This is a genomic window from Cryptosporangium sp. NPDC048952 (assembly GCF_043197895.1).
Classification (GTDB): domain Bacteria; phylum Actinomycetota; class Actinomycetes; order Mycobacteriales; family Cryptosporangiaceae; genus Cryptosporangium.
In genome coordinates this window covers 240406-263972 of record NZ_JBICTY010000001.1, presented here as the reverse complement: position 1 = coordinate 263972, position 23567 = coordinate 240406, and the positions used below count along the sequence as shown (strand labels likewise).

The following is a 23567-nucleotide window of genomic DNA, read 5'->3' as shown; positions in this document are numbered from 1 at the left end:
CCGCTGCATAGGCTCAAGTCGGCTAATCGGTCGCCAGCGCGGGGAGTCAAAGCATGCATGAGGGTCTATACGAAGAAATCGTCACTCGTGATCTAGAGCAGACCCTGTCAGCTCTCAGAGAGCTCGAGGTCGATGTAGCACCCATAGGCGATGCAGAGCAGCCCGAGGCGCTCGCCCGGCATATCGGGACGGCACTTCAGCGACGGCTGGAACAGAGCCAGCCCCATGAGCGGGTGGCTCTTGTCAATAGGCTGCTCAGCCTAATTCAAGCCAGGCCCGATGAAGAGATTACCGAGGGTCCGCGCGAACTCCGCCGGATCGAACGTAGCGAGGGCCCAGGAATCAACCATCGAGCCCTACGCCGGCCATCTATACCATTGTCAGCAGCGGCACTTCTGACCAATGGCCGGGACGAGCCCGGCCTAAATTCTGAGATCGGTGCCGAACTCGAGTCGGCTGATCGAGTGGACCTTCTATGCGCTTTCATCAAATGGCACGGTCTACGCCTTTTCGAAAAAAATCTAACCGAGAATCTCCGACACGGCGTTCCTTTGAGGGTCATCACCACCACCTATATGGGCGCGACAGACCCGCATGCCCTAGACCGGCTGGTTAATGATTTTGGTGCAACCGTAAAGATTCAGTTCGACTCGATCCGAACCCGGCTTCATGCTAAGGCCTGGCTATTCACTCGCAAAACCGGATTCGATACCGCATATGTCGGATCTTCAAATCTGTCGCGCTCGGCGATGATAGATGGCGTCGAGTGGAACGTTCGACTCTCACAAGTCTCCACGCCGGCGCTATTGGAAAAATTCCGTGCCACGTTCGAATCGTATTGGGCCGACCCCACCTTCGTCCATTACGAGCCTGCACGCGATCGGGAGATGCTAGATAGGGCATTGACAGAAGCGCGCGGTATCGATAAGCGAGGCAGAGTTACGATCTCGCTTTCCAACCTTGAAGTTCGCGCCAAGCCGTTTCAGCAGGAAATGCTCGATGCATTGAACGTTGAACGCTCCGTGCACGATCGGCATCGCAATCTCATAGTCGCAGCAACCGGCACGGGTAAAACGGTCGTAGCGGCGCTCGATTATCGCAATCTTTGCCGAACCGTGACTCCGTCTACGGGCGAGAAGAGGCCGTCGCTCCTTTTCGTCGCGCATCGGTCAGAAATACTCGATCAAGCTCTTCGCACTTATCGTGAAGTGCTCGGGGATCCAAACTTCGGGGAAACCTATTATCAAGGAGTAAAGCCGCAACGGTGGGATTTCGTTTTCGCAAGCGTGCAATCTCTCAACACAATCACGCTCGCCGACCTATCGCCCACCGCGTTTGATGTAGTCGTTATCGATGAATTCCACCATGCGCACGCCACGACGTATCGACGCTTGATCGACCACTTCGCGCCGAAAGAACTGATCGGCCTGACGGCCACACCGGAGCGAGCTGACGGACTTGACGTACGAAGCTTCTTCGACGGTCGATCTGCTGTTGAACTCCGCCTATGGGACGCCCTTGAAGCAGACCTCCTCTGCCCATTCCATTACTTTGGAATTGCTGACTCCGTGGATCTATCAACGATAGAATGGCAGCGGGGTGGATATTCCACCACCGATCTGGATGAGGCCTTTACGGGCAACGCTGAGCGCGCCCGCCTCGTAATAACTCAATTCTTGGATAAGATTTCTGATATCAGCGAAGCTCGGGCGTTGGGGTTCTGCGTATCGGTGGCCCATGCGGACTACATGGCCGAGGTGTTCCGACAGGCGGGGATAGCTGCCCAATCGGTCACTGGTCAGACGAGCGAGGTCATGCGTCGCCAAGCGCTCGACGGCCTCCGCGACGGAACCATCACGGTAATTTTCTCGGTAGATCTCTTCAATGAGGGCATCGACCTGCCGGACATCGACACCATACTCCTGCTGCGACCCACAGAAAGCGCTACAGTCTTCCTGCAGCAACTGGGACGAGGATTGCGGCAATCAGCTAGTAAGTCGGTCCTCACCGTATTGGACTTTGTGGGTCACCAGCGTAAAGAGTTTCGATTTGATCTCCGCTTCCGCGCGCTCACCGGTGCAACACGCCGGGAACTTGAGCGCGATATAGAGGAGGGCTTCCGATACTTGCCCACCGGATGCCAAATTCAGCTCGATAGGCGTTCGCAGGAGGCCGTGCTTGCTAATCTTCGCGGGCAACTCCAGCGTCGCAGATGGAACGAGATGGTTAAGGAGCTGCGCTCCTACGGTGACCTCACCCTCGGTGAATTCCTTCGCGAGTCCGGGTTCTCCTTGAACGACGTAGTTCGCAGCGACGGTAAGTCATGGACCGAGCTTCGCCGGAGGGCGGGTCTCATGACCCAACCCCCCAGCCCCAGAGAGACATCTCTGCTCAAGCGGGTGCGGGCATTGGCGCATTGCGACGACTCCGACCGAGCATCGGCCTACCAACGGGTCCTGGCCGACGACGCTTCCCGCTACAGCGACCTGAGTGAAAATGATAAACCGTTCGCTCTAATGCTTTTCTATGCGATTTTCCCAAATGGGGGAGGATTCCAAACTATCGACGACGGCCTCGCGTCGCTGAGGAACGAGGATCTATTTCGGCATGAGCTGCAGCAAGTCATCGCGATGGCTTTGGACGACGCTCAGCACGTGCCCCAAACGCTGTCTGAACACCTGGCCGCCAACCCGCTTCGAATTCACGCTCGCTACCAACGAGAGGAGATCCTCGCAGCACTAGGGCATGCGACTCTCAATAGGCCACCGAGCAATTTTCGCGAAGGCGTTCTCACGGCTCCTGATTGGATGGCAGATGCCTTCCTGATCACACTGCGCAAATCGGAACAGAAGTTTTCTCCCTCAACTATGTATCGTGACTATCCAATAAGTCAGTCTCTCTTTCACTGGGAGACACAGTCCACAACCTCACTGAGTTCCCCTACCGGCCGTCGCTACATTGAACACTCCCGTCAAGGTCGTAATATTCTCTTGTTCGTCCGTGAGCAGAATACCTATGAATACGGCACCGCGCCGTATTACTTCCTAGGACCAGCCAGCTATGTCGAGCACCGAGGCGACCGCCCCATCGCAATAACGTGGTGTCTTGACCATCCCATTCCCACCGACTTGTACATGCCCTGGTCTATTGTTGCCACCTAGTGCAGGCCGCACCGTCATCGTCGACGCAGCCTCGCCCTCGCGCGTTCGAGAATATCGTCGTAGGTGACGATCGATAGGTTAGGGACATCGGTCTCGGCTTTTCGAAGATCTGTCGCGGAATGCCATCGACGATGCCCGATTAAGACAATCATTCGAGGGCGAAAGAAGTCGAGGCCATATTCCTCTCTAACGGATTTGCGTCTCTCGGGATCCTCGAAGTAGTCGCGATATTCGCGAAGTTGGGCACATGCCTCCATGATCGCCGAGCTCAAGCGGACGCGATTAGGGCTCTCCCTTATGAGCTTTACCTTCGGTAGTTTAATCTCTAACAGGTCGCATAGCGCGTTTGTGTTGGTCGGCTTCAATGCGAAGTCGGGGATAAGTGGACCTTCATGGTCGCGTTGCAGCACGATCTGTGGATATGCACTTTCGTAAAGATCGTCAAATAGAAAGTCTGGGTTCTGTTCGAAGAAGACCTGTAGGTCATGCTCGCGGACTCGTGGCGAGTTGATTAAGTCTTCTAATTCTTTTACCCGCTTCCTCCATTGCTGAGTCTGCGCGGTTACCACGTATAGCAAATTGTGGACTTGTCCAGCCGAGCCAGCCAGCTTTACCGTCCCGTCAGGCTGCTCTGAAACTATGCGTAAACGGCCGTTCAATAGCTCAATCCCGAGCGGTGACCGTTCAGACTTCTGCGCCACCATTCGGAATCGCCAGATACGGTAGCCGTCGATACCCGGTTCATACCAGTGATGCATAACGCGGAAGAGGCCGTCGTAGCGGAGACCATGGAGAGGTGAGTATCTAGGGTCACCACCTGCGCCGCGGGTAAGCCGAACCAGCCGGCCCTCTTCTTGGCTTCGCACCAGGCCTAGGTTTCCCCTATTGAGCTGCTGATGAGCGATCTGGCGTCCCGTAACTGGATGATTTCCACCCTGTCCGGTATAGACCACTTCATCGCCATAGTCCTCATCGTCGATATACCCGCCGGATACGACTATGGAGTCGGCGCCATCTTTACCGCCTGATATGCCTGCTTGGAGCGGTCGATGCACGCCGGAGTTCGCCAGGTCAATCCGATTCGAAAAAGTGCTCCCAGGTGGATAGCCAGGAATTTCACCATAGACGCGATCGACCATGACCGCGGAGTCAAGCATTCATACATGGCGCGACATCATGTACCTACGAAGGGACATCGCGCTCCAAGCGCGATACTTACCGGATCCACTCTTTGAGCGGCTCGGTTTCAAGCTCGATTCCCACCGGCTTAGGCAGCCCAGCGATCCTTCCGAACGACCGGCGGATGAGAGTGGTATACAAGCCGTCTTCCGGAGCGCTATAAACCAGGACTTCGCCCGCTTCGCGATCGATCAGCAGATAGATCGGAATACCGGTCTCGGCATAAGCGCGTGGCTTCTGCTCACGGTCCCGCTTGTCTGTGTCGGCGTCGTACGAGGTCACCTCGAGCACCATGAGGACTCGATCGGCGTCCGCCCACTCGCCCTGACCGGCGAAGCTCCCCTTCGGCGCAAGGGCGCCATCCGGCTTCGCGTGGCCGTTGCGGTATGTCTCGACCTTCAATCCCCGCTCGGGGTAAAGCCACAGGTCAGGACGGTGCTGCATGCAGCGTTCCATGACCCAGCGGACGATTTCGTCGTGGTCGCCGTCGGGCACGGCCTTAACTCCCAACTTCCCGCCGAGAAATTCCATGCTGACGCCTTCACGCTGCGCTGCAGTCGCGATTCGCTCGAACTCGTCAACCAGCATCTGGGGCCGACTCTCTGTGAGGGTCACACGACCTCCATCTAACGGCTCGGCGGGCAACGGGGCAGACAAAACGGTACCCGTATTGATGGCGGCTGAGCCCGTCGTCCACAGGACCAGAATTACCTCGCCGACGAAGAACGGCCCGCCAGCCTGAGGCTGCGGGCGTTGGCACGGGCCAAGAGGGAGCCGCCTCCGGGAATCGAACCCGGGACCTACGCATTACGAGTGCGTCGCTCTGGCCGACTGAGCTAAGGCGGCAACGTGCGGCTTCAGTGTAGCGGGTCCGGCCCCGACGACCGAATCGGTAGGTCCTCGACCCAACACCGCCTACCGTGGAGACATCCCCTCATGGCCAGGAGCCGCCGGATGGACCACACTACGGAACGCCTCCGCTACATTCTGTTGACTGCCCCGAACGGGGATGACCTAGCCGCGCGGGTGAGCGAGGCACTGGACGAGGGCTACGAGCTGTACGGCTCGCCGGCGATCACATTCGACGGCGAACGCATGCTGGTAGCTCAGGCAGTAGTCCTGCCGGCCTACGCGGCGGGGCGCTACCGACGTCCGTAGACGCACGAAGGGACACGGGGTGCGACGGGGGTCGTGGGTAGCAACGGCAGCGGCGATAGTCGTCGCGGCGACCGCAACACCGGCGCAGGCATGTGACTGCGCGCCGCTCACGCCGAGCGAAGCCGTGGCCGGTGCCGACTTCGTCTTCGTCGGCACGGCCTCCCGACAGCTGGGGCCGAAGCCCGACGAAGGTTCGCCGGACCCCGTCTCCTACGCGTTCCGGGTCGAGAGGGTCGTCAAAGGCGACGTCAAAGCGTCGATCAGCGTCCAGACGAACAACAGCTCAGACGCCTGCGGTGTCGACTTCCAGATCGGCGACCGCTATGAGGTCTACGCGCTCGACGCCGACGGCACGCCGTTCGCGACCCAGTGCGGCGGAACGCACCGGATTTCCTAGGAGGATCACATGCCGATCGAGGGCATCATCGCCGCGTTAGGGATCATCGCCGTTCTACTCGTGGCGATCGTGCTCGTCTCCCGCTCACGCAGCCGCGACTGACGATCCGGCGCCGTCGGCCGCCGCGACCCACGACCGCGACCCACGACCGCGACCCACGGCCGCGACGCTCGACCGCCGACCCGACTCGACCCCTATCTACCGCCCGAAACCTTTCGAACTTCCTACCGCAGCCGGAACAGCCCGTAGGCCGCAATCGAGTGCGCGTCACGCAGCTCGCCGGCGCGGATCATCTCTTCCAAAGACGAAACCGACACCCACTTCTGCCGCATGTCCTGCTCCGACGCCTCCCGCGACGGCGGCCCCGCCACGAGGTCCGAAGCCAGGTACACGTCGAAGCATTGGCTCATCACACCCGGCGCCGCCTGCAAATACCCCAACCGCGTCCAGGTGCCCGCGGTAAATCCCGTCTCCTCCGCCAGCTCCGCCTTCGCCAGAGACAACCCCGACCCACCTGCGGACCCCGGCGGCCACCCACCCTGCGGGAACTCCCAGCACCGCTCCTGCACCGGATACCGGTACTGCTCCACCAGGTGGAACCCCTCGCCGTCCCACGGCACCACCAGTGCGAAGTCCCGCTTGTCGATGACGCCGTAGATACCGGTCGATCCATCCGGCCAGCGCACGGTGTCCTCGCGGACGCTCAGCCAGGGGTTCTGATACGCGACTCGAGTATCGACCTGCTCCATGTGCCCATCCTGCCGGACGTCGCTGCACCCGGATTGCCAGGAAGCCGTCCTGCCGTCGGTCCATCCGTCGACCGGATCCCGCCAATCCGCGGACGCTACCGCCCCTCGCCGGCCGACGAACCCTCGTACGCCTGCCGCGACCCGCACACGTCAGCACGACTGCACGAACACCGCGACCCATCGGCGTCCAACCGCACGGTCAACGAGTCAGTCGGCACGGACCGACCGACTACGCGCCCATCCCCCGACGGCGTGGAAACCTGTGAGCCGACCGCAGGTGCCGACGCCGCGAACGCCTCGTACAGCGGATGCTCGTACTTCAGACAGCACATCAACCGACCGCACGCCCCCGAGATCCGCATGGGGTTCAGCGGAAGATCCTGATCCTTCGCCATCCGGATCGTCACCGGCTCGAACTCGGTCAGGAACGTCGAACAGCACAGGTCCCGTCCGCACGGCCCGATGCCGCCCTGCGCCTTCGCGGCGTCCCGCGGACTCAGCTGACGTAACTCCACCCGCGCCGCCAGCGTCGCCCCCAGATCGCGGACCAGCGATCGGAAGTCCACCCGATGCGGCGCCGTGAAGTAAATCGTCGTGCGATTGGCGTCGAGAGCGTGATCGACGGAGACCACTTTCATCGGTAACTCGTGCGCACGGATCAGCCGCTTCGCGGCAACTTTTCCCTGCGCCTTCTTCCGACGCAGAAGCTTGTCCCGCGATAGATCAGCAGCAGAAGCCAGGCCGGCCAGCACCGGAAACCCCGATGTCTCCTCCGAAACCCACTGTGGAGCCCACACGCACTGCGCGACCTCGTCACCGTCGTCAGTGGCCACCAGCACCCAGTCGCCGACGGCCGGCGAGTAAGACCCAGGATCCGCGTAGTAGAGGCGGCCGTACCGGGCGAAAGTCACCGCGCACAGCATCCCCATGAGCGCACAGTACCGGGCGCTACCCCACAGGCGGGGCTATTCGGACAGCAAAGAGTAGACAGTACGCCACTTACCGCCTACCAACCGTCACGACGCGCTCAAAGCGGTCGTTGATTTGCCCGTACTGTCCCCTCCGGAGAACAGGGTTCCTTATGCGCCAGTGGTCCCGCAGAGCGGCAGGATTGGCTCTCACGGCCGTCTGGGTGGTCACGATCAATACCGGCGGACAAAGCACCATGAGCACCAATACTGCCCACGTCGAGCAGACGTCCTATTCAGCCCGCGCGTCTGCGAACGTGCTGCGTCTGGCCAATTCTGACGCCGGGCCGCACGCCACCGCACTCAGTGGACTCCGGCTGGGCACCTCGATCGCCGAGGTCGACGCCGACGAACCACCACGTTCATCGGCGAGAGCCAGTCAGATCACCGGACCGCCCGGCGCCCCACCTGCCGCGGTGACGCGTCGGGCCGGGGACAACGACGAGGAGTCGGGAACGATGACTCGGTCGAGCTCCGGCGTCGACCTGCCATTCCTCACCGTGGGCAACAGCCGCTTGACCGCCACGGCGAACTGGGGCAGCCCCGACGGCCCGATTGCCCTGAGCTCCGCGCTCGCGCGCCCCGGTGAGCTGGTCGTGCGTCCGGACGACGAGCTCATGCACGTCTGGCGCGGCAGTCAGACGCGGACTCAGACGCAACTGGTGGCCGTCGAGGGACAGCCGACCCTGGGGCTCCGCACCACCGCGAAGGCCGAGCTCACCGCGATCACGCTCTTCCGCGGCGCTCCCACCGAGATGACGATCAAGTTCCTCCGTGCGCCGTCGCTGATGGCGATCGCCGCCGGCACCGAACGCACCGACGTCCGGTACGTGCCGCCGATCGTCGCGGTGACCGCGGCGCAGGGCCGCAGCTACCGCCTCGACGAAGCCGGCGAGAGCATCGAGGTCCCGCTCGACGGGCCGGGCTGCTGCACGAGCGTGGTGCGGATCCGGCTCGGCACGGTCCGGGAGCGGGTCGGCCACACCAGCGTCGACGCCACGGCCGCGGCGGTGCGCGTGCAAATCGTAGGCGGCGAGGACCGCCTGCTGGACGCCACGATCGGCGACCTCGACGTATCGGCCCACGTGCCGGTCGGCGGCCTCGGGCAGCCCCGCAAGCCCGACCAGCCCCGCAAGGAAGACCAGCCCCGCAAGCCGTGCGAGCCGTGCCAGGACGAAGAGCCGGAAATCGCGGCCCCCAGCGAGAACGTCGCGTCCCCGGAGCCCGAGCGCGCCGCACTGCAACCGGTGGCCCCGAGCCCGTCGGAGGTCGCCACCCCGCAGGAGGCACTCCCCCGCACCGGAACCAGCCTCCCGCTCATCGCGGCGATCGGCCTGGCCCTGCTCGCGCTGGGCTGGGTGCTGATCCGATTCGCCCGCCGCGCCTGGCGTCACTGACGCAGCGCTCGACGGGAACGTGCAGCCGCTCAGCCTTCGAACAGCGTCACCATCAACGCCTCGATCGCGATCAACGGCTTCACGTTCTCGTCGAGCGCGGTACGACACTTCAGCACGGCCTCGATGCGCCGGAGGATCGACTCCGGCTCCCACCTCGCCGCCGCGGCCCGGACCATCTCGTCGATGTCGACGTGCACGAGCGGCACCGACGCACCGAGCCGCACCATCAGCACGTCGCGGTAGAACGCCGCCAGGTCGACCAGCGCGCGGTCCAGTGCGTCCCGCTGCACGCGTGTGGTGCGGGACTTCTGCTTCTTCTCGAGGTCCTTGATCTGGCCGACGGTGCCGCGCGTCGCGGCCGCGGCGCCCTTGCCGGTGCCGCCGGCACCGAGCGCCCGTTCCAATGCGGCTTTTTCGTCGGCGTTGACCGCCTCCGTGGCGGCTGCGGCTTCCTCGTTCGACGCCTGGATCAGCGCTGCCGCAGCGTTGTAGCAGGCCGCGATGCCGGTGAGGGAGCGCGGAATCGCCAGGACGGCGCGGCGGCGGGCCTGTGCGTCGGGGTCGCGCGCCAGCCTCAGCGCGCGGCCGACGTGCCCCTGGGCGACGGACGCGGCCCACCGCGCGGTGGTCTCGTCGACGTCGTTGCGGCGCATCAGCAGGCCAGCCACGGCGTCCGCCGACGGCATCCGCAGCGGGACGACCCGACTGCGGGAGCGGATCGTGACCGACACGTCGTCCGGGTGCGCCGAAGGCGCACACAGGAGGAACACGGTGCGGTCGGTCGGCTCCTCGATCGCTTTCAACAACGCGTTGGACGCCCGCTCGTGCAGACGGTCCGCGTCTTCGATGAGGACGATCTGCCAGCGGCCGCCCGAGGGTGAGCTCGCGGCGCGCAGCACCAGCGAACGCATCTCGTTGACGCTGATCCAGAGGCCTTCGGGGGCGACGATGCGCACGTCGGCGTGCGTGCCGGCGAGGGTGGTGTGGCACTCGTTGCACTCCCCGCAGCCGCCGCGTGGGCACTGCAGAGCGGCGGCGAAGGCGCGGGCCGCTACCGAGCGCCCGGAGCCGGGCGGGCCGGTGAACAGCCAGGCGTGGGTCATCTCGCCAGGCTGTACGGGCTCACCCGCGACGATGCGCCCAGCTGCGGCCGCGGCGCGCGCGAGCACCGTGACGGCCTCTTCCTGCCCGACGACGTCCGCGAAGACGCCGGGCACCAGAGCGGTGGTCATCGCACCTCCGTCGAAGAGCCGGCATCCGAAGCTTCGGAGCCTACGTCGCCCTCTGTCCCGCCGTCCGACTCGTCGGCCGCGGCGACCGACGCGGGGACGGCCGGACCCTGCGGCAGCGGCTCGTTCACGTCGGGGTGCACCTTCAAGAGGGGCGCCACCCGAACCTTGATGCGATCAGCCAGCATCCCCGCCGACGTCGCCGCGTCGAGCACCAGGTACCGCCGCTGATCAGCGGCAGCCCGATCCAGGAACGCGCGCCGCACCCGCTGGTGGAAGTCGATCGACTCCGCCTCCAACCGGTCGGCCGCCCCCCGGTTGCCGACCCGCGTCAGACCGATCGACGGGTCGACGTCGAGCAGGATCACCAGGTCGGGAACCAGTCCAGCGGTCGCCCACCGGGACAGCCACTCGATGTCCTCGGTGGCCAGATCCCGCCCGGCACCCTGGTACGCCAGCGACGAGTCGACGTACCGGTCGCACACCACCACGGCACCCCGCGCCAACGCGGGCCGGATCACGGTGGCGACGTGGTGCGCGCGGTCGGCCGCGTACAACAGCGCCTCCGACCGCGACGACGGCGCGTCGTCACGGTGGTCGAGGATCAGCGACCGGATCTCGCGCCCGAGCGGCGTCGCACCGGGCTCACGGGTCGCCACCACCTCGAATCCACGCCCGGCGAGCCAGTCGGCCAACGCCCGGGACTGCGTCGACTTGCCGGCGCCCTCGCCGCCTTCGAAGACGATGAACAGCCCGTCACCGGACCGGTCGCCGGGCACGGGCAGCGAATGCCCCCGGAGCGTCGAGTACAGATCCCGGAGCAACGGAACACCTGGTTTGTCATCCATCGCCCGGAATGAGAACACACTCGCGACGATCGCCAGCAGACCACTCACCAACAGCAGCACCCGCGCGGCGGACAGATCCAGGTCGAAAGCGCCGAGCGGAATCTTCCGCCCACCCCCCACCCCGACCAGCAGCGACGACACAGCGATTGCGAGCAGCAGCACGACACGCACGGTGGACTGCACGAACGCGAACACCCGGCCGCGCATGGCGTCGGGGACCTCCGCGCCGAGCAGCGTCGTTCCGGCCAGGTACGCCATTCCGGCGCCGGCACCGGCCAGCACTGTCAGCGGGATCGCCATCGACAGGTGCAGCGAGAACGGCAGCACGGCGACCGCGAATCCGGACAGCCCGATGCTCGCGCTGAACCAGCGCCGCCGCGAGAGGCCCCGCACCAGCGACGGCCCGAGCCCCATCCCCCCGGCCAGGCCGACGAACAGCGCACCGAACAGCAGGTAGAACGTCGCGTCACCGCCGCCGAGGCCGCGGGCGAAGAACTGCCCGACACCGACGACCACTCCCCCGGCGGCGAAAGCGCCGAGGATGCCGAGCACCAGACCGCGCACGAGTGGCGTCCGCCCGGCGTATTTCCAGCCGTCGAGCAGGGCGGTCGGCAGGCTCGGCTCGGGCACGGAGGCCGGGCCGGTCCGGCGCAACCGGCCCTCGCCGGTGCTGATCTCCCGGATCGTGAACACGACCACGGCCGCGACCAAGAACGTGAACGCGTTCAGGTACAGCGCGGCATCGTTGGGATCAAGCCGAAGGCGGGAGGGGTCATCGCGCACGAGCGACAGCAACAGCCGGTTGAGCCCGGCACCGATGAGCACGGCGAGCAACGGAGTGACACCGTAGGTGACGATGAGGCTGAGCTGATTGGCCGCCTCCAGCTGCTCGCGCGGGACCAGGTTCGGAACCGAGGCCTCCTTCGCCGGGTTCCAGAACATCCCGACGACCTCGATCACGAACGTCGCCACCAGCGCCCACACCACCGCGACCGGCGCGGACCCGACGACGGCCACCAGCGGGATCGAGGCGAACAACACGAACCGGACGAGGTCGCAGACGACCATCGTCAGCCGCCGGTCGAACCGGTCGGCGAACGCCCCGGCGAGCGGCCCGAGCACGATCGTGGGTAACAGGCGCGCCACCACGACGCCGCCGAACGCGAGCCCCTTGGCGGTCGGGCCGGTCACCTGACCCGCGGCGAACAGGCTGGTGGCGAGGAGCCCGAGCCAGTCACCGAAGCTGGACAGCCCGAACGTGAGCCACAGCCGACGGAACGGCCGGTTACGCAGCACCGCCCTGATCTGCGATTCGTCAGCCGCCAACGGCCGAGGTTCGGGAGGGCCGGGTGGGCCCGGGTCCGCACTGATGGCTACTTCTCCTGGCTTCGTGGGGGCTCCAGCAAGAGAAGCGTAACGAAGCCCAGGTAGCCCGAGCCGGATTAAGTCCAGGTGCTCCCGAGGCTGTGGACAACGAGACGCGGGCTGTACGACATTCGAACTCCTCTACGCGATGTAACGACGATGGCACGCCCGCCCCGGCGCTCGTCCTCACCATTCTGCGCGGTCACGACCCTCAGTGACGGGTGGGACGGAAGGGTCTGCGGTGACTGGTCAGTCATTGGCGCCAGATGGTCAGCGCAGTCCGCCCGATCGGCCGATCAGACTAGTGACGTGCAGGTATGCCGCTTATCGCAGCATTTCCACTGCAATTTCGGCTGATGCTTCCGATTGGCTAACTGGTGTTGATGCCGACGCTCTGGAGGCGGGCAATGGCGGGAGAAGGCCGGGCGGGCGGACCGTCGACGGTCCCCGGTCACTACGTGCGGCGAACGCTCAGAGTGACGCCCGCACGCCAAGCGCCGGACATCCCGGCCTACCTCTACTTCGGTGGCATCGCCGGCGCGTCCGCGGGACTCGCCGCGCTGGCCGAGCTGACCGGCGAACGGCGGCTGTCGTGCGCGTCCCGGTACGCGGCGGCCGGCTGCGCAGCTGCCGCGGTGTTGGCCGTGGCCCGCGACCTCCGCCGACCCCAACGCTTCCTGACGGGGCTACGCGCCCCCGATCCCAGCTTCCCGCTCAGCCTGGGGACGTGGCTCGTGCTGCCGTTCGCCGGGCTGGCCACCGTGACCGCCGGCGCCGAGCTGGCCGGTTGGCGGCTCGTGGCCACGGTCACCGGCGCCGCAGCCGGCGTGCTGGGACCGGCGGTCTGCACATATACCGCTGTCGCGCTCGTGGACACCGAGGTGCCCGCCTGGCACGAGGCCTACCGCGAGCTGCCGTTCCTGTTCGCCGGTAGTGGCATCAGCGGTGCGGCAGGAATTGGCCTGCTCGCGACGCTCGGCGGCGACCCCGCCCCCGCACGGCGACTCGCACTGGCGGGTGCGGCGATGGAGTTGGCCGCCACCGCTCGACTCCGGGAGGCCCCGGGCTCGACCGGCATCTCGTTCCGCGGCGGCACTGCCGGTCGTCTCCTGGCCGGTGCGGCCGCCCTGACGACGCTCGGCGCCGCCCTTGCGACGCTCGGCGGTCGCGCGAAACCAGCCCTTGTCGGCGCCGGCGTGGCGCTCCTCGCCTCCGGCGCTCTCAGCCGGCTCAGCGTCCACTACGCGGGCCAGCACTCGGCCGAAGCCAGCGGCTTTGGTAACGTCACTTAAGCGTAGTTTATACCTATTCGCCTGGGGGAGCGATGCCCACCGACCCGCTGCACGGGCACCACAACCCCGGGCTGGTCCGGCCGCACCCTCCGCTGCCCGGCACCCCACTGCTCGACCTGCTCGCCGAGCCCCCGGACGAGCGCGCCGCGCCGCCGGAGCCGTCCGGACGCGACCCGATTGCGATGGCGCTCGCCGGGGTCGCCGCCCTGTTCGCCACCGTGGCGCTCGGCGTCGCCGTGCTGACCTGGCTGAGCATGTCCGACCTGCAGACGATCGTCGCAATGTCCGAGGCGAACCAGCAGCAGGAGGGCCAGCAGCAGCCGGCGCCGTCCGGACAGGCCGTCGCTCCGATGCAGGGCCAACCACTCCCCGACGACCAGTTCGCCGGCCCGACGATCGGCACCACCGGCTACTCCGTGGCCTACCGCAGCCAGGCGCTGCAGCTCACGCTACCGCCCTGCGGCTCGACGATGACCCGCTACGTCGACCTGGACGAGCCCCGGGTCGATGCGGACGCGTCCCGCGCGGACCTGTTCTACAAGCCGCGGATGGGCTGCTACGGGACACCGCAGATGCATTTCGTCGGCGGGGTCACCGCCGCTGTCGTGAGTCGTCCGACGATCCGGCCGGCGCAGTGCGCCAACAGCATCAAGAACGCCCCCGCCGACAACCCGATCGCCATCGACGGCACAAAAGTGATCTGCGTGCTGACCTCGTCGGACAAGGCGATCGGCGAGGACATCACCCAGAAGATGGTGGTGCTGGTCGTCACGGCGCCCACCGCGAACGGCCAGTCCACGGTCCGCGCGTCGGCCTGGAACGCCACCAGCTAGAAATGGGGCATGGCAAAACGGGGGCACAAGAGCCCTGCGCCCGGCACCTTCCAGCTGACTGACGTCACCGCGGAGATCGTCCGGGATCTCGACACGAACTCCGGGTGGATGCTCCTGCTGGACGGCGTCCCGAACTCGTACCTGGACCTGGACGACCCCACCCACCTGGAGTTCGAGTACCAGCAGTGGATGGGCCGCGCCGTCGACCTGCACGCCCCCGACGCCGAGGTGCTGCACTTCGTGCACATCGGTGGCGGTGCCTGCGCGTTCCCGCGGTACGTGGCCGCCACGCGACCCGGCGCCCGCCAGCTGGTGGCCGAGTACAACCCCGAGCTGATCGCGCTGATCCGCGAGGTGTTCGGCATCCGCACCGGGCCGGGCCTGCGGATCAGGGCGGGCGACGGCAGGGACGTGCTGGCCGGGCAGCACAGCGCCTCCGCGGACGTCGTCGTGCGGGACGCGTTCATCGGGCCGGTCGTGCCACCGCACCTCACGACGACCGAGTTCATCGCCGATGTCGCCCGCGTGCTGCGTCCGACCGGCCTCTACCTCGCGAACGTCACCGACGGGCCGCCGCTCGCGCTGGCCAGGGCCGAGGTGGCGACGGCGCGAGAGACGTTCGAGCACGTCGCGCTGGTGTCCGAGACGCCGGTCCTGAAGGGACGCCGCTACGGAAACCTGACGCTGATGGCCTCGCCCGCCCCGCTGCCCACCGGCGACCTGGCGCGGTTGCTGGCACGGTCGGTCGCGCCGACCCGCGTGCTCGAAGGGACGGAACTGGAACGGTTCGCCACCGGCGCGGTCGTGACGACCGACGAGGCGCCGCTGGTGCCCCCGGCGCCGCCGCCGCATCTCATCCGTTGAACGGCACCTGGTCGAAGGCCCGGCCGACGAACGTCAGCGCGTTCGGGGCCACCGACCGCCAGAACGTCGCGTCGTGGCAGCCCGGCGCCTCCCGCACCTGGGCGTCGGGCAGGGCCGCCTTCAACGCCGGCATGTTCGCCGCGTTCGGATCGTGGACGCCGTAGTCGACCCGGATCGGCACACCCGCCAGCGCCGCCGCGTAGGTCAGGACGTCGTACCGGCTCCAGTCCGCGGCCGAGTCGAAGGCCGACGCGCTCTCGCGCCGGGCGTCGGCATAGGTGCGCCAGACGGCGGGGCCACCAACTGCGCAGGCGGCCACCCTCGCGGCATTGAGCTCGGCGAACAACAGGGCTCCGTAGCCACCCATCGAGTAGCCCAGTAGCCCGATCCGGCGGCCGGCACCGGTCTGCAGCCCGCGGCCGGCCAGCAGCGGCAGGAACTCGTCGGTGAGCATGCCGAGTGGATCGTCACCGTCGGCGCGCGGATGCCAGTAGCGCGGTCCACCGTCGGCCGCTGCCAGCGCGAACGCCGGGACGCCGTCCGCGACGACGTCGGCGAGATAACCGGGAAGGGCGATCTCCGCGCCGAGCACACGTTCGTCGCCGCCGTGCCCGTGCAGTACCAGGCAGACGGGGAGCGAACTGCCGACGGTGAAGCCCGGCGGGTAGGCGATCCGGTACCGCACCGTCGTGCGGCGGTGCGCCGAACGGAACTCCCCTCCGACGACGTCGCCGGGCTCCGTCCGGGGCTCCGGGGCGTAGACGTCACACGCCCCGAGCGCGCGGCGCAGCTGGGACTCACCGGGCACGACACCGGTGCCGACCAGGCCGACGCCACCGGCGGCGAACAGCCCGAGTCCGGCGACCCCCGTGCCCAGTACCGCCCGTCTACTCACCACACCGAGCAGACTAATGCGGCATATAGTCCAAATTCAGTCCCGCCGTGCGCACCTCAGTGCCAGCTGCGCCAGCCCGTCGGCGTCCAGTCCGGGCCAGCCGTGCACGATCGAACGCCACTCGGCAGGCACCGCGGAAGCCCCGTACGCCGCCCCCAGCAGCGCACCGGCGATCGCTGCCACCGTGTCGGTGTCCCCGCCGCCGTCGACCGCGGCCACGATCCCCGCCCGCAGATCCTTGCCGGACACGATCGCCGACCAGGCACCCTGGAACGCCCCGACCACCCAACCGGACGTCGGTGCGAACGCCGACACGGGCTGCGCTTCGGCCTCGTCGATCCTCGCCGCCCAGTAGCCGTCGGTGTCGATCCGCGACAACCCGACCCGGACGTCGAGCTCGCCGGTACGGATCGCGTGGTCGATCGCCAGGCACCACAGTGCGCACCCGTCGCCGGCCACGGGGTCGTGGTGGGTCAGCGCACTCACCGCGCGGGCGGCGTCGACCATGGCATTGGCGTCGCCCAAATAACGCAACGCGACCGGGGCCGTCCGCATGAGCGAACCATTTCCAGCCGTGCGCCCGGAACGGGCGTGCAGTTCCGCGCCGATCCTCCGGAGCTGCGCAGCGCCGCCACCCGGTGTTGCCTGCGACAACAGCGAGCGCGTCTGCGCGCCGACGTCGGTCGCACCCCCGCCGTACCAGTCCTCGACGAACCCGGCCGCGATCCGGTCGAGCGCCTCGTCCGTGCGCAGGTCCGATCCGTCGGCCGCGACTCGGGCGATCACCACCGCCATCTGGGTGTCGTCGCTGTACTCCCCCGGCGCGTAGTGGCCGAAGCCGCCCCCGAGCATCGCCGGCTTGCCGTTGACCGGCCTGGGCTCCGACGACGGCTCGTAGGCCACCCCGAGCGCATCCCCGCAGGCTGCAGCCAACAAGGTCCCGACAATCCGATCGTCCACTATCCAACGATACCCCTGCCGTCCCCTTTGGAGCTGAGCAACCGATAAGACCCGTAAGCCCTGTTCGCGACTTGCGTTACGGGTGATCAGTCTGAGACGGTCGCCAGAGGTAGTCCCTGGACGACTAAGAGTGACTACCGTGAACACCGGGAGATAGTCGTGACGTACAGCGGTTACAGCAAAAAGCAACCGCCACCGATTGACCCCCCGCCGCAGGCGCGGGTTCGGACCTACTGGCGCGGTTGCGTCCAGCTCTGGCAGGCACACCAGCCCGACTCGAACGGCCGCTGCGCCGCCTGTGGCCGCCAGGGGGCCTGCCCCACCCTCACCGCCGTGGACGCGCTCCTCGCCGACGCGCTCGGCAAAGGGTCGGACTGACCCGGTACGTTTCCGCAGCGGGCGATCTTGGTAGATCCCGTAGGAGAGCGGAACGCAGGAGGCGGGCATGACCATCCTGGGCATCGACATCGGCGGGTCCGGAATCAAGGGCGCCCCGGTCGACCTCGACACCGGCGCTCTGACCGCCGAGAGGTTCCGACTGGAGACCCCGAAAGGCGGCGCGCCGGACGACATGATGCCGGTCATCGCCGAGGTGGCGAAGAACTTCCCCGGTGACGGACCGATCGGCGTCACGTTCCCGGGCGTCGTGGTTCGCGGCGTCATCAAGACCGCCGCCAACCTGAACAAGGACTGGATCGGCGTCGACGCCGGCACTGTCTTCACCGAGCTGACCCACCGGCCGGTGACAGTTCTGAACGACGCGGACGCGGCCGGCGTCGCCGAGATGGCGTTCGGAGCCGGTCGTGACCGTCAGGGCACGGTTCTGCTCTTCACGTTCGGCACCGGCATCGGCAGCGCGCTGTTCCGCGACGGCGACCTGGTGCCGAACACCGAGCTCGGCCACGTCGAACTGCACGGCAAGGACGCCGAACTGCGCGCGTCCGACCGCGTCCGCGAGGAGCACGACCTGAGCTGGAGCAAGTTCGCCAGCCGGGTCAACGAGTACCTGAGCCACCTCGAGATGCTGTTCTCGCCAGACCTGATCATCGTCGGCGGCGGAGTCAGCAAGAAGGCCGACAAGTGGCTGCACGAGGTCGAGGTCAACGCCGAGATCGTGCCGGCCGCGCTGCAGAACAACGCGGGCATCGTCGGGGCGGCCATGGCGGCGGCAACCGTCAAGTAGCAACACCAAGGGGTGACCCGGCCCGACCGGCAGCTGTGGGCTGACGCAGCTGCCGGTGACGACGACACCTTCGGGACAAGTCGAAGTGCCAGGACGCCATCCCCTGGCGGTGAGGAATGCGGAAGCCCCGCCCAACCGGGCGGGGCTTCACGCGTTACTTCTTGGCGGCCTTGGCCGGAGCCTTCTTCGCAGTCGTCTTCTTCTTGGTGGCGGTCTTCTTCGCAGCGGCCGTCTTCTTCGCGGCTGCACCCTCCGACGACTTAGCCGGTGCCTTCTTCGCCGCGGCCTTCTTGCGGGTGGTCTTCTTCGCCGGCCCGCGCGCCCGCCGATCCGCCAGGAGTTCCGCCGCCCGCTCGTTCGTGAGCTCCTCGACGGAATCGCCCTTCCGCAGGCTCGCGTTCGTCTCGCCGTCGGTGACGTACGGACCGAACCGCCCGTCCTTGATCACCATCGGCTGACCGCTCACCGGGTCGTTGGCGCCCATCTCACGCAGGGGCGCGGCCGGTGCCGCCCGGCGTCCCCGCTGCTTCGGCTGGGCGAGCAACGCCAGCGCGGCGTCGAGCGTCACCGTGAACAGCTCGTCCTCGGAGCCCAGCGACCGTGACTCGGTGCCGTGCTTCACGTAGGGCCCGTACCGCCCGTTCTGTGCGGTGACGGGCTCCCCGTCGCCCGGGTGCGCCCCCAGCGTCCGCGGGAGCGACAGCAGCTTCAACGCGTCGTCCAGCGTCAACGTCTCCAGCGACATCGAGCTGAACAACGACGACGTGGTCTCGCCGCTCTGCACGTAGGGCCCGAACCGCCCGGCCTTCGCCACGACCGGCTCACCGGTCACCGGCGACGTCCCCAGCTCCCGACCACCCTGCGGCGCCGACAGGAGCTCCTCGGCCCGCTCAGGGGTCAACGAGTCGGGTTCCAGGTCGTCCGGCAGCGACGCCCGGTCGCCCTCGTCGTCCGGCCCGGCCGTCCGCTGCAGGTACGGCCCGTAGCGCCCGACCCGGACGACGACGGTGCGACCCGAGTCGTCGGTGAACAGCGGGATCGAGTTCACGCCCCGCGCGTCGATGTCGCCGAGGTTCAGCGCGACCAGGTGCTTGAGGCCACCGGCCCGCGAGATGCTGTCCTCGCGGACGTTGGCGTCCTCTTCCGCCCCGAAGTAGAACCGGGTGAGCCAGTCGACCCGGCGACGCTCGCCGGCCGCGATGTCGTCGAGATCCTCTTCGACGTTCGCCGTGAACTTGTAGTCGACCAGCCGCGGGAAGTACTGCTCGAGCAGCTGCACCACGGCGAACGCGATGAAGGACGGCACCAGCGCGGCGCCCTTCTTCCACACGTACCCGCGGTCCTGGATCGTGCGCATGATCGACGCGTACGTCGACGGGCGCCCGATTCCGAGCTCCTCCAGCGCCTTCACCAGGCTCGCCTCGGTGTAGCGCGGCGGCGGCTGGGTGTTGTGGCCCTCGGCGAGCAGGTCGTGCGCGGTCAGCGGGTCGTCCTTGGCCAGGCGCGGCAGCCGACGCTCGGAGTCGTCGGTCTGGTCGTCACCCTCGTGCGACTCGTCGATGTCCTCGACGTAGGCGCGCAGGAAGCCCGGCTCGGTGATCGTGCGGCCGGACGCGGCGAAGTCGGCCACCTCGTTGGTGGACGACGTGCCCGACAGCCGCACCGACACCGACTGACCCACCGCGTCGATCATCTGCGACGCGATCGTCCGCTTCCAGATCAGCTCGTAGAGCCGGAACTCGTCGCTGGACAGCTCGCGGGCCAGCTCGCCGGGCGTCCGGAAGTGCTCACCGGACGGGCGGATCGCCTCGTGCGCCTCCTGGGCGTTCTTCACCTTGCGGGCGTACCGACGCGGCTCGGTCGGCACGTACCGGTCGCCGTAGAGCTCTCTGACCTGCTGGCGGGCCGCGGTCAGCGCGGTCTCCGACAGGTTCGTCGAGTCGGTACGCATGTAGGTGATGTAGCCGTTCTCGTACAGCCGCTGCGCGACCCGCATCGTCTGCTCGGCGGCGAAGCGCAGCTTGCGGCTGGCCTCCTGCTGCAGCGTGGAGGTCATGAACGGCGCGTACGGCTTACGGCGGTACGGCTTCTCCTCGACCCGGACGACCTTGAACGCGGCGCCCTCGAGCCGGGCGGCCAGGCCACGGGCCCCCGCCTCGTCGAGCTGGATGACGTCGCCACGAACCTCGGTCTTGAGCTGGCCGGTGGTCGGCTCGAAGTCACGACCGGTGGCCACCCGGTCGCCGTCGAGGCCCACCAGCGTCGCCAGAAAGTCGTTCGGCTCCCCAGGAACCGATTCAGAAAGCGCGAAGTGCCCACGGATGTCCCAGTACTCCGCGGACCGGAACTTCATCCGGGCGCGCTCGCGCTCCACCACGATCCGCGTCGCCACCGACTGGACACGCCCGGCCGACAGCCGGGGCATGACCTTCTTCCAGAGCACCGGCGAGACCTCGTAGCCGTACAGACGGTCGAGGATTCGACGGGTCTCCTGCGCGTCGACCAGCGAGAGGTTCAGCTCCCGGGTGTTCGCGACGGCCGCGAGGATCGCCGGCCGGGTGATCTCGTGGAACACCATCCGCCGCACGGGAACCGTCGGACGGAGCTCTTCGACCAGGTGCCAGGCGATCGCCTCGCCCTCGCGGTCCTCATCCGTGGCGAGGTAGAGCTCGGTGGCGTCCTTGACCAGCTGCTTCAGCTTGCTGACCTGCGCCCTCCGGTCCGGGCTCACCACGTAGAGCGGCGCGAACTCGCGGTCGACGTCGACGCCGAGCCGGGCCCAGGACTCACCCTTGTACTTCGCGGGCACGTCCTCGGCGTTGCGAGGCAGGTCACGGATGTGGCCGATGCTCGCCTCGACGACGTAGCCGGGGCCGAGGTAATCGGCGATCTTCTTCGCCTTGGCCGGCGACTCGACGATCACCAGACGCAGGCCGTCGACACCGGCAGCGGTGCCGGTGCGCCGGCCCCGCTTGGCGGCGGCAGCGGTGGTGGTGGGAGCGCTCACGAATCTCCAAGGTCAACATGGCTCGGTCGAACACAGCCGCTGGGCAGTGTGCAACCCAGCAGGCGTCCGCTGTCAAACGTAACGCGCGGACGTGGCCGTTCGATGTCCGCCCATCCGTCGGTCGGGTACACCGCTGCGGCCGATCGGGCCGTAGCGACGCAGCACACAGGTTTCCCAGGGTCGCACTCCGAGGCGCTGAAGTCCCTCATATCCACAGGGTCAGCCGCGCGGGTACCCGACAGTCGGCGTCAGGCCTTCTTCTTGGCGGCCGCCTTCGCCTTCGCCTTGGCGCGGGCCTTCACGCGGGCCTCCGCGACCACTCGGGCCTGCGCGCGAGCCTGCTTGATCCGCTCCTCGACCTCGGCTTTCTCGAGGATCGCGGCGTCCTCCGGCGTCGGCGCGGTGCCGCCCTTGGACGCCGGAAGCCACCACTTGTCGTCGGGGCCGGTCGGCCGGTACGGGTCGCTCTCGATCGCTTCCTCGAGCAGTACCGCCATCCGGTTTTTCATCTCGGCGGTGACCTCGGCCGCGTCGTCCGACGTCGTCGGGTGCAGCGGTTCTCCCACCCGGAGAAGCACCGGATTGTTGCGGCGGGTCAAATCGCGCGGATTTTCCTTCGACCAGTACCGCTGGGTACCCCAGACGACCATCGGCACCAGCGGCACCCCGGCCTCGGCGGCCATCCGCGCCGCGCCGAACTTGAAGTCCTTGAGCAAGAACGACCGGCTGACCGTGGCCTCCGGGAACACCCCGACGACCTCGCCGTCGCGCAGCGCCTTCACCGCTGCGGCGAATGCGCCGGCACCGGCCGCCCGGTCGACCGAAATGTGCTTCATCCCGCGCATCAGCGGCCCGGAGATCTTGTGTCGGAACACCGACTCTTTCGCCATGAACCGCACCAGCCGCTTCGAGGGCTGCGCCGCCAGGCCACAGAACAAGAAGTCCAGGTAGCTGACGTGGTTGCTGGCCAGCACCGCGCCTCCGGTGCGCGGTATGTGCTCGCCGCCCACCTCGTCCACCTTCACCCGGATTCCGGCAAAGGCTGCCTTGGCGAGGGTGATCACCGGCGGGTACACGATTTCGGCCATACAGCGCCCTCTGCTCCTCGGTTACTACGGACCCGTAGGTTACCGAACCGTAGGAAAGGCGTCGACCTCTCCGGTTATCGCCGAATGAACGGCTCACAACCGACCGGGGTTCCCGTTCACTACCCGTGAGCGTGTTCACGCGCCGCGAGCCAGGCTGCCGCAGGCTGACCGGCAGCGATCGCGTCCAACAACCGCCGGTGCTCTTCCGCCAGGTCGGGCGAGAGCACCGGCACCGCCAGCCGTCCCATCCCGTCGTCGTCCCGCTTTCCCTTCTTTTTTGTCGACGCCGAGCCGGGCGTACCGTCGGCGCCTGGTTTGTCGGCGCCAGCGCCGTGACTCCCGTTCGCACCGTTCACGGCATGCCCGTTCACGTCGCTCAGAACGTCGCCATCGAAGTGAGCAGCACCGACGACGGCGGGGACCTTCGTCACCAGGTGGATGCTTTCCACCTTCTTCTCGATTCCCCTGGCCCGTTCCGCGCGGGCCGCGGCGGCGAGCCGTGCGACCTCCAGTCGGTCGGCGAGCCGGTCGAGCATCTGCAGCGCCACCGGGTTGCCGGCGATCTCCGCGATCTGCCGGTGGAGACGCTGGTCGTGCCGGTAGGCCTCGTCGGTGTCGCCACGCTCCAGGTAAGTCTGGGCGGAGGCTGCCGCCTCCTCGGCGGCCCGGAGCGCGGCCGGCGAGACCTCGCCCGCCTTCTGCCGCCGGGCGGCCAGCTCCGCCACCAGGACGTCGAGCGCGGCGCGCACCGTCCGGGCGTGCCATGCCTCTTCTTCGTCCATCAGATCCACGATGACCCCCCGATCGGAGGCACGGACCAACCCGTCACCGGCCAACCGCCGCAGCGCTTCCCGGACCGGGGTGCGGGACATGCCGAGCGTCTCGGCGATCTCCACCTCGGTCAGACGAGCACCCGCGGGGTACTGACCGTCGACGATGGCCTCCCGCAACCGCGCATACGCGGCATCCGCCTGCACGCGCGGACCGTAACATC

At 67.2% G+C, this 23567-nt stretch carries 19 protein-coding genes and 1 tRNA gene; 8 read left to right on the top strand and 12 right to left on the bottom strand.

What is annotated here, in order from left to right:
* Positions 1–53 precede the first annotated feature (53 nt).
* The gene (locus ACGFY5_RS01245; RefSeq protein ID WP_392716020.1) at positions 54–3161 is read left to right on the top strand and encodes a DUF3427 domain-containing protein; all 3108 of its coding nucleotides are present in this window, start codon (positions 54–56) and stop codon (positions 3159–3161) included.
* Positions 3162–3175: 14 nt separating this feature from the next.
* Here the strand turns inward: ACGFY5_RS01245 and ACGFY5_RS01240 are convergent, their stop codons facing one another.
* The 3 genes from ACGFY5_RS01240 to ACGFY5_RS01230 form a co-directional block, all read right to left on the bottom strand.
* The gene (locus tag ACGFY5_RS01240; RefSeq protein WP_392716018.1) at positions 3176–4300 is read right to left on the bottom strand and encodes a Shedu anti-phage system protein SduA domain-containing protein; all 1125 of its coding nucleotides are present in this window, start codon (positions 4298–4300) and stop codon (positions 3176–3178) included.
* A 76-nt stretch (positions 4301–4376) separates the two neighbouring features.
* Positions 4377–4955 (bottom strand): Uma2 family endonuclease, encoded by a 579-nt coding sequence (locus ACGFY5_RS01235; protein ID WP_392716016.1) that lies wholly within the window; start codon positions 4953–4955, stop codon positions 4377–4379.
* 157 nt (positions 4956–5112) lie between these two features.
* A tRNA-Thr gene (locus ACGFY5_RS01230) sits at positions 5113–5186 on the bottom strand.
* A gap of 108 nt (positions 5187–5294) precedes the next feature.
* Between ACGFY5_RS01230 and ACGFY5_RS01225 the strand changes: the two genes are divergently transcribed.
* Positions 5295–5498 (top strand): DUF1737 domain-containing protein, encoded by a 204-nt coding sequence (locus ACGFY5_RS01225; protein ID WP_392716014.1) that lies wholly within the window; start codon positions 5295–5297, stop codon positions 5496–5498.
* A 19-nt stretch (positions 5499–5517) separates the two neighbouring features.
* Entirely contained in the window at positions 5518–5895 is a 378-nt protein-coding gene (locus ACGFY5_RS01220) for a hypothetical protein (protein ID WP_392716012.1), read from the top strand.
* A 224-nt stretch (positions 5896–6119) separates the two neighbouring features.
* Here ACGFY5_RS01220 and ACGFY5_RS01215 read toward each other — a convergent pair whose 3' ends face one another.
* Positions 6120–6644 carry an NUDIX domain-containing protein gene (locus ACGFY5_RS01215; protein WP_392716010.1) on the bottom strand — a complete coding sequence of 175 codons (525 nt, stop codon included), beginning with the start codon at positions 6642–6644 and terminating at the stop codon, positions 6120–6122.
* A gap of 95 nt (positions 6645–6739) precedes the next feature.
* On the bottom strand, positions 6740–7573 hold the full coding sequence (locus tag ACGFY5_RS01210) for a stage 0 sporulation family protein (protein WP_392716008.1): 834 nt from the start codon (positions 7571–7573) through the stop codon (positions 6740–6742).
* Positions 7574–7809: 236 nt separating this feature from the next.
* Between ACGFY5_RS01210 and ACGFY5_RS01205 the strand changes: the two genes are divergently transcribed.
* Complete coding sequence (locus tag ACGFY5_RS01205; protein ID WP_392716006.1) at positions 7810–9009, top strand: LPXTG cell wall anchor domain-containing protein; 1200 nt, start codon at positions 7810–7812, stop codon at positions 9007–9009.
* Positions 9010–9038: 29 nt separating this feature from the next.
* Here ACGFY5_RS01205 and ACGFY5_RS01200 read toward each other — a convergent pair whose 3' ends face one another.
* Positions 9039–10226 carry a DNA polymerase III subunit delta' gene (locus ACGFY5_RS01200; RefSeq protein ID WP_392718595.1) on the bottom strand — a complete coding sequence of 396 codons (1188 nt, stop codon included), beginning with the start codon at positions 10224–10226 and terminating at the stop codon, positions 9039–9041.
* Positions 10227–10237: 11 nt separating this feature from the next.
* Entirely contained in the window at positions 10238–12379 is a 2142-nt protein-coding gene (tmk, locus tag ACGFY5_RS01195) for a dTMP kinase (protein ID WP_392718593.1), read from the bottom strand.
* Between the two features lie 548 nt (positions 12380–12927).
* On the opposite strand from tmk, the gene ACGFY5_RS01190 reads away from it, so the two are divergent.
* Genes ACGFY5_RS01190 through ACGFY5_RS01180 form a run of 3 tightly spaced genes read left to right on the top strand, consistent with a single transcriptional unit; the run spans position 12928 to position 15440 of the window.
* Positions 12928–13743, top strand: coding sequence for a polysulfide reductase (locus ACGFY5_RS01190; protein ID WP_392716004.1), 816 nt, complete (start codon positions 12928–12930; stop codon positions 13741–13743).
* Positions 13744–13775: 32 nt separating this feature from the next.
* Positions 13776–14576: a hypothetical protein gene (locus tag ACGFY5_RS01185; RefSeq protein WP_392716001.1), complete on the top strand. Its 801-nt coding sequence runs from the start codon at positions 13776–13778 to the stop codon at positions 14574–14576.
* 9 nt (positions 14577–14585) lie between these two features.
* Positions 14586–15440, top strand: a complete 855-nt coding sequence (locus tag ACGFY5_RS01180; protein WP_392715999.1) for a spermidine synthase — start codon at positions 14586–14588, stop codon at positions 15438–15440.
* Here ACGFY5_RS01180 and ACGFY5_RS01175 read toward each other — a convergent pair.
* Together ACGFY5_RS01175 and ACGFY5_RS01170 are read right to left on the bottom strand one after the other, a co-directional pair.
* A complete protein-coding gene (locus ACGFY5_RS01175) occupies positions 15430–16338 on the bottom strand; it encodes an alpha/beta hydrolase-fold protein (protein WP_392715997.1) in 909 nt (302 codons plus the stop codon). The genes ACGFY5_RS01180 and ACGFY5_RS01175 overlap by 11 nt on opposite strands.
* Before the next feature lie 33 nt (positions 16339–16371).
* Positions 16372–17295: an ADP-ribosylglycohydrolase family protein gene (locus tag ACGFY5_RS01170; RefSeq protein ID WP_392715995.1), complete on the bottom strand. Its 924-nt coding sequence runs from the start codon at positions 17293–17295 to the stop codon at positions 16372–16374.
* Between the two features lie 445 nt (positions 17296–17740).
* On the opposite strand from ACGFY5_RS01170, the gene ppgK reads away from it, so the two are divergent.
* Positions 17741–18478: a polyphosphate--glucose phosphotransferase gene (gene ppgK / locus ACGFY5_RS01165; RefSeq protein WP_392715993.1), complete on the top strand. Its 738-nt coding sequence runs from the start codon at positions 17741–17743 to the stop codon at positions 18476–18478.
* 154 nt (positions 18479–18632) lie between these two features.
* Here ppgK and topA read toward each other — a convergent pair whose 3' ends face one another.
* The 3 genes from topA to ACGFY5_RS01150 all read right to left on the bottom strand — a co-directional run bounded on the left by topA (position 18633) and on the right by ACGFY5_RS01150 (position 23550).
* On the bottom strand, positions 18633–21485 hold the full coding sequence (gene topA / locus ACGFY5_RS01160) for a type I DNA topoisomerase (RefSeq protein ID WP_392715991.1): 2853 nt from the start codon (positions 21483–21485) through the stop codon (positions 18633–18635).
* 248 nt (positions 21486–21733) lie between these two features.
* Positions 21734–22573 (bottom strand): lysophospholipid acyltransferase family protein, encoded by an 840-nt coding sequence (locus ACGFY5_RS01155; protein WP_392715989.1) that lies wholly within the window; start codon positions 22571–22573, stop codon positions 21734–21736.
* Between the two features lie 119 nt (positions 22574–22692).
* Entirely contained in the window at positions 22693–23550 is an 858-nt protein-coding gene (locus ACGFY5_RS01150) for a GntR family transcriptional regulator (protein ID WP_392715987.1), read from the bottom strand.
* Positions 23551–23567: the final 17 nt, after the last annotated feature.

Coding starts and splice junctions, on each gene's coding strand:
- ACGFY5_RS01245 (WP_392716020.1), top strand. CDS start 54: ATGCATGAGGGTCTATACGAAGAAATCGTCACTCGTGATCTAGAGCAG.
- ACGFY5_RS01240 (WP_392716018.1), bottom strand. CDS start 4,300: ATGGTCGATCGCGTCTATGGTGAAATTCCTGGCTATCCACCTGGGAGC.
- ACGFY5_RS01225 (WP_392716014.1), top strand. CDS start 5,295: ATGGACCACACTACGGAACGCCTCCGCTACATTCTGTTGACTGCCCCG.
- ACGFY5_RS01215 (WP_392716010.1), bottom strand. CDS start 6,644: ATGGAGCAGGTCGATACTCGAGTCGCGTATCAGAACCCCTGGCTGAGC.
- ACGFY5_RS01210 (WP_392716008.1), bottom strand. CDS start 7,573: ATGGGGATGCTGTGCGCGGTGACTTTCGCCCGGTACGGCCGCCTCTAC.
- ACGFY5_RS01205 (WP_392716006.1), top strand. CDS start 7,810: ATGAGCACCAATACTGCCCACGTCGAGCAGACGTCCTATTCAGCCCGC.
- ACGFY5_RS01185 (WP_392716001.1), top strand. CDS start 13,776: ATGCCCACCGACCCGCTGCACGGGCACCACAACCCCGGGCTGGTCCGG.
- ACGFY5_RS01180 (WP_392715999.1), top strand. CDS start 14,586: ATGGCAAAACGGGGGCACAAGAGCCCTGCGCCCGGCACCTTCCAGCTG.
- ppgK (WP_392715993.1), top strand. CDS start 17,741: ATGACCATCCTGGGCATCGACATCGGCGGGTCCGGAATCAAGGGCGCC.
- ACGFY5_RS01155 (WP_392715989.1), bottom strand. CDS start 22,573: ATGGCCGAAATCGTGTACCCGCCGGTGATCACCCTCGCCAAGGCAGCC.